The organism is Thioalkalivibrio sp. (assembly GCF_041690275.1).
Taxonomy (GTDB): Bacteria; Pseudomonadota; Gammaproteobacteria; order Ectothiorhodospirales; family Ectothiorhodospiraceae; genus Thioalkalivibrio.
This window is the reverse complement of record NZ_JAWLHP010000106.1, coordinates 1-4,965: the sequence shown is the minus strand read 5'-3', so window position 1 is coordinate 4,965 and position 4,965 is coordinate 1. Positions and strand designations below refer to the sequence as shown.

Annotated in this window: 5 protein-coding genes; all 5 read right to left on the bottom strand. The window is 68.0% G+C overall.

The genetic code is table 11. The features are described from left to right. The coding region (locus ACESMN_RS13305) for a hypothetical protein (protein WP_373054090.1) at nt 1-1,143 on the bottom strand (1,143 nt) is incomplete at its 3' end. Beyond that, entirely contained in the window at nt 1,118-1,813 is a 696-nt protein-coding gene (locus ACESMN_RS13300) for an ABC transporter ATP-binding protein (protein ID WP_372591629.1), read from the bottom strand. The genes ACESMN_RS13305 and ACESMN_RS13300, both read right to left, overlap by 26 nt. A 40-nt stretch (nt 1,814-1,853) precedes the next feature. Beyond that, nucleotides 1,854-3,137 carry an ABC transporter permease gene (locus tag ACESMN_RS13295; protein WP_373054089.1) on the bottom strand — a complete coding sequence of 428 codons (1,284 nt, stop codon included), beginning with the start codon at nt 3,135-3,137 and terminating at the stop codon, nt 1,854-1,856. Continuing rightward, a complete protein-coding gene (locus ACESMN_RS13290) occupies nt 3,134-4,450 on the bottom strand; it encodes an ABC transporter permease (RefSeq protein ID WP_372591627.1) in 1,317 nt (438 codons plus the stop codon). The genes ACESMN_RS13295 and ACESMN_RS13290 overlap by 4 nt, the downstream gene beginning before the upstream one ends. 35 nt (nt 4,451-4,485) lie before the next feature. Next, the coding region (locus tag ACESMN_RS13285; RefSeq protein WP_373054088.1) for an outer membrane lipoprotein-sorting protein at nt 4,486-4,965 on the bottom strand (480 nt) is incomplete at its 5' end.

Below are 4,965 nucleotides of genomic sequence, written 5' to 3'. Positions count from 1 at the left end.
CGCATCCAGGCCCCGGCCGTCGGCGTGCAGCAGGGACAGCAGCAGGTCCGACTCGTTGCTCATCGACCAGGTCAGGTTCAACTGGTGCAGCCACGAGAACTCGCGTGACCCGTCGGCACCTCGGAGGGGGCTGACGAGCAACGTGTAGCCGCCTTGCAGCAATGGGGTGAGGTCCCGGCTCGCGCCCAGGCCGAGCACGCGCCGGTCCTCCGGGCGCATGGTGTCCGCGGTCAGCGGTTCGCTCGGAATGGTGGTCCCGCCGTGGTCGCGCCACTCGGCCGTCAGTAGCGTTCCGTCGCGCAACTGGTAATCCACCCCGGCGATCCAGGACAGCCCCCCGTCTTCTCCCTGGCCGATGCCGTGGCGTACGCCCTCGACGCGCCAGCCCATTCCCCTGACTTCGCCCTGCAGGGCGGCCCCCGTGACGTTCTCACCCCGCACGCGCCCGGCGAGCAGGGCCAGCTCCGACTGCATCCCGACCTGACGGCGGAAATAGGCCGCCGCGCTGTCCTCGGCGGGATCGTGCTGCGGAGAGAGCACCCAGGCGACGGTCAGCGAGGACAGGGGCGACGGGTACCAGTCGGCCACCAGTGCGTCGATGCCGGGCTTGAAGTCGGTATCGAGGTCCGTGGGGGCGAAGGCCCCGAACACGTTCATCGGCTGCCAGAATCGTCCGGTTCCCCAGTCGATCGGCTGGCGCCCGATGCCGACGGTGAGCTGGTCGAAGCGATGCCGATAGAAGGCCCGGTCGACGGCGTAGCCGGCGCGCGTGACCGAGTCCGCACCCTGATCGTCGATCCAGTCATGGGCCAGGGAGCGGTAGCGGAATCGATCGACCGGCACCTGCATGGGCAGGGGCATCCCGTCGAGATGCAGGCGGCGGGTGTTCACGTGCAGCGACCATTCCCCGTGCTCTCCGGCCTCGTCCAGCATCAGGCGCAGGGCCTGCTGGTCGCCGGTGAGACGTTCGCTCCCGGAGGCGGTGGCGCCCAGGTCCCCTGATCCCGCCCAGCCAGCCGTGCCCAGCAGCGAGGCCCGCCCCGTCAGTTCGGCGGCCGAAATCGGCGCGGCCGCGAGCAGCAGGCATGCGAGGCATCCGACGAGGCCCGAGCCCCGATCAGTGGCCGGGTTCCACACGGTCATCGCTCACGATCCGGCCGTCGCGCAGCCGGATGATGCGTTCGGCCCGTTCCATGACCCGTACGTCGTGCGTGGAGAACAGGAACGCGGTGCCCTCCTCGTGGGAGAGGCGGTGCATGATGTCCAGCAGGGCGGTGGCGTTCTCCGAATCGAGGTTGGCGGTCGGTTCGTCGGCGAGCACCAGTCGCGGGCCCGCAGCCAGGGCACGGGCGACGGCCACGCGCTGCTGCTGCCCGCCGCTCAGCGCGGCCGGCCGGCGGTGCATCATTCCCTCCAGCCCGACCAGTTCCAGGTAGTGTTCGGCTCGTTCGCGCCGGTCGGTCGCATGGCGTCCCTGCAGCACCATCACCAGTTCGACGTTCTCCAGAGCGCTGAGCACCGGCACCAGGTTGTAGGCCTGGAAGACGAACCCGAGCTCGAACAGGCGGAACTCCGCCAGCCGGGATTCCGGCAGGGCGGTCATGTCGGTGCCGTCGAGCAGCACGCGCCCGGTGCTGGGTGCGTCCAGGCCGCCGATGACGTTGAGCAGCGTGGTCTTGCCGGAGCCCGACGGACCGACCAGCGCGGCAAACTCGCCGGTCTCCACCACCAGGTCGACGTCGGCCAGTGCCTCGATCGTCACCTCGCCCTGGCGGTAGGACTTGCCGATTCCCTCCAGCCTGAGAAGCGTCATTGTCGTCCCCCTTGAAAGTCATGCCGTGCGGCCGGGTGTTTCATGTGCGCAGCGCCTCCACCGGGGTGACCCGCGAGGCCTTCACGGCCGGGTAGATGCCGCTGCCCATCGTGGCGCCGAAGACGATGGCGGTCAGCTGTATCACCCGCTCGGTCGACAACTCCGTGCGGATCACCGGGTCCATGAAGGTGCCCATCATCGCGGTACTGCCGCCCATCAGCGCCTCCAGGTTCAGCCCGTGATGGGAGAACCAGAGGTGTACCCCACCACCGATCAGCCAGCCGGCGGCCACGGCCAGCAGGCTGAGCAGCAGCGATTCGCAGAACACCAGCAACAACAGGTGGCCGCGCCCGAGGCCCAGTGCCCGCAGCAAGCCGAATTCGCGTGTGCGCTCGAGCACGCTCATCAGCACGGTATTGAGAATCCCGAAGATCACCATGACGAGGATCAGCAGCAGGAAGACATAATTGCCGGCGTCGTCGATCAGGATGAACTGCACCAGTTGCGGCATCATCTCCTGCCAGTCGAGCACGGCCACCGGCTCGTCGGCCAGCGCCTCGGCCACGCGTGGCTTCCAGGTGGCCATTGCATCGGGGTCGTCGAGGAACACGGCGAAGCGGGTGACCGGTTTCTGCTCGGCATCGGCCCCTTCTCCGACGAGAAAATGCCGTGCCAGGGAGATGTCGGCGAGTACCAGGAAGTTGTCCAGCTCGTCGACGCCCGAGTCGAAGATGCCGCGCACGCGACCCAGCTGTGCCTGCGAGTTGCCCGTCTGATCCCCGGCCATCAGCACCACCCGGGTGCCGATGTCGGCCTCGAGCCGGCTGGCCATGCCGTCGCCGATGACGATTCCGCGCGCATCGTCCCGTTCCAGCCAAATGCCTGCCACCAGCCGCGGGGACAGAATCGCCGTGCGGTGGTCGGTGACCGGGTCCAGGCCCTCCAGTCCGGCGGGCACCGAATTGCGTGCCGTGCTGGCCAGCACCTGCAGCGAGATCCGCGGGTCGACGTGGCCCTCGATGTCCAGCCGGTCGAGTGTTCGCTCGATGCGCTCGCCGTCGGCCAGGTACTTGTGGTTGGCCGGCGCCACGAGGTGGTCGGGCGGCTGGACGGTCAGGTGGCCCTCGCCGAGGCTGATCGCGTTGCGGACCATGGAGTTGTGCCCGCCGTCGCCGATGCCGATGAACAGGATCGCCAGTCCGAAACCGAAGGCGATCGAGGCCAGGGTGATCAGCGTGCGTCGGCGGTGCCGCCAGAGATTTCGCCATGCCAGGCGCAGCAGCATGGCCGCGGGCAGGTGGGCGTGTCTTGCCCCCGCGCTCACCGCATCACCTCCGCCGGCTTGAGGCGGGTGCTGTGCCAGGACGGGATGGCTGCGGCGAGCAGCGTGATGCCCAGCATCAGGAGCACGGCCTCGATGACATGCCCGGCTTCCAGGGCCAGCGGGATGACCGGCTCGAAGACCATGCCGGCCCAGTCGTATCCCTCGGGCAGGGCGGCACTGAAATCGATACCGTCCTCGCCGAGATACGCCACCAGCAGCATTCCGGCCGTCACGCCGAGAACCGCGGCCACCAGTCCGAGGAACAGAGACTCGAACATCACCATCGTGAGCAGCCAGCGGCGCTTCATGCCGATGGCAAGCAGGATGCCGAATTCGTGCGAGCGCTCGTGCACCGCCATCAGCATGGTGTTGAGCACCCCCATGGCGGCCAGCGAAATGACGATCAGGCCGATGACCAGCAGCAATGTCTCGCTCAGGGCGAGCATGTCGGCGAGGGTGGGGTTCAGTTCGCGCCAGTTGCGCACCACGGCTGGCCCGCCCAGTTCATCGAGCGGTTGGGCCGAGGCGAGGTCGGCGAGCACCTGGTCGAGCCGGACCTGTGTTGTCGCGATGTCGTCCGGGTCATCCAGGTGCACGGCCAGTTCGTGAAAGCCGTCCTCCAGGGACATCAGCTCGCGGTAGGCATCGATCGAGAGCAGCACCCCCATGCGATCGAAGTCGGGGGCGATGGGCTTGAGCACGCCGGTCACGCGGAAGATAGCGTTGCCGACGCTGCCGTCGGCGGCCTGCGTGACCAGCACCAGTTCACTGCCCGGGGCGATACGCATGTTCCTGGCCAGCTGCGAGCCGATGACCACCGGGTGGGCATGCCCCGGACCCTCGCGCTGGAGCCGGGCTCTTCCCTCACGGACGTGGGAGAGCATGTCGGTGACCCGGGGCTCGCGGTCGGGGTCGATCGCCTGGATCATCACGCCGGTGGAGGTCTGGTCGGCACTGGCCAGGCCGGCGGCATAGAGCCGCGGGGTGACGGCCATGCCCTCGTCGAGCGCCTCGATGGTCTCGAGGTGCGACCCGGGGAGGGTCGCGTACAGGTCCCGGTCGTCGATGAAGGCCTGGCGGTGGACCTGCAGGTGGCCCGTGGTGCGCTCGGTAGCCGAGCTGACCATCTGGGTGAGCATGCCCTCGAGCAAGGCGGCGTAGAGGATCACCATCACCAGCGCGCCGGCCAGGGCCGAGACCGTGAGCAGGCTGCGAACCGGATTGCGCCACAGGTTGCGCCATGCGACGAACACCAGCAGGGCCGGTCGCGCCAGCCGGGGGGATGAGCCGATGCCGAGGACGTTCCGCGGCATGTCTCAGGCCGTGTCGACCGGACGGTTGCCGGGAGTCATCGTGGTCGTCTCAGGTTCTGCAGTGAAAAGAAGCTCGTATCGAGCGGGACGCCGAACTCGATCTCCCGGTAGGAGATCACCGTCGACTCGTCCGGCTTGTCTTGCGGCTGGAGCGTGAGGCGCATGGGGACGTGGCGTTCGTCGATTCGTTCGATCGCCTCGAAGTGCATGGTGCGCACCAGCTCGCCCTTCTCGTCGAAGTAGCGTGCGGACACCGGCGCGAGCGTCTCCTGCTCGATCTCCATTTCCACTCGGCCCCAGACCACCGGCGCGTCGGGGTGGGGGATGGCGGTCAGTTCGTAGATCTGCCGACCGTCGCGTTCTCCCGCGAAGGAGATCTCGGAGCGGTAGTCGTCTTCGAAGTAACTCTCCCGGACCAGGTCGTCGTGGGTGAAATGGCTGCCCATCCAGGAGCCGGACATCATGCTCGACGGGATACGGGTGACGCGGTCGATCTTGGGGAGGTAGTTCCAGAT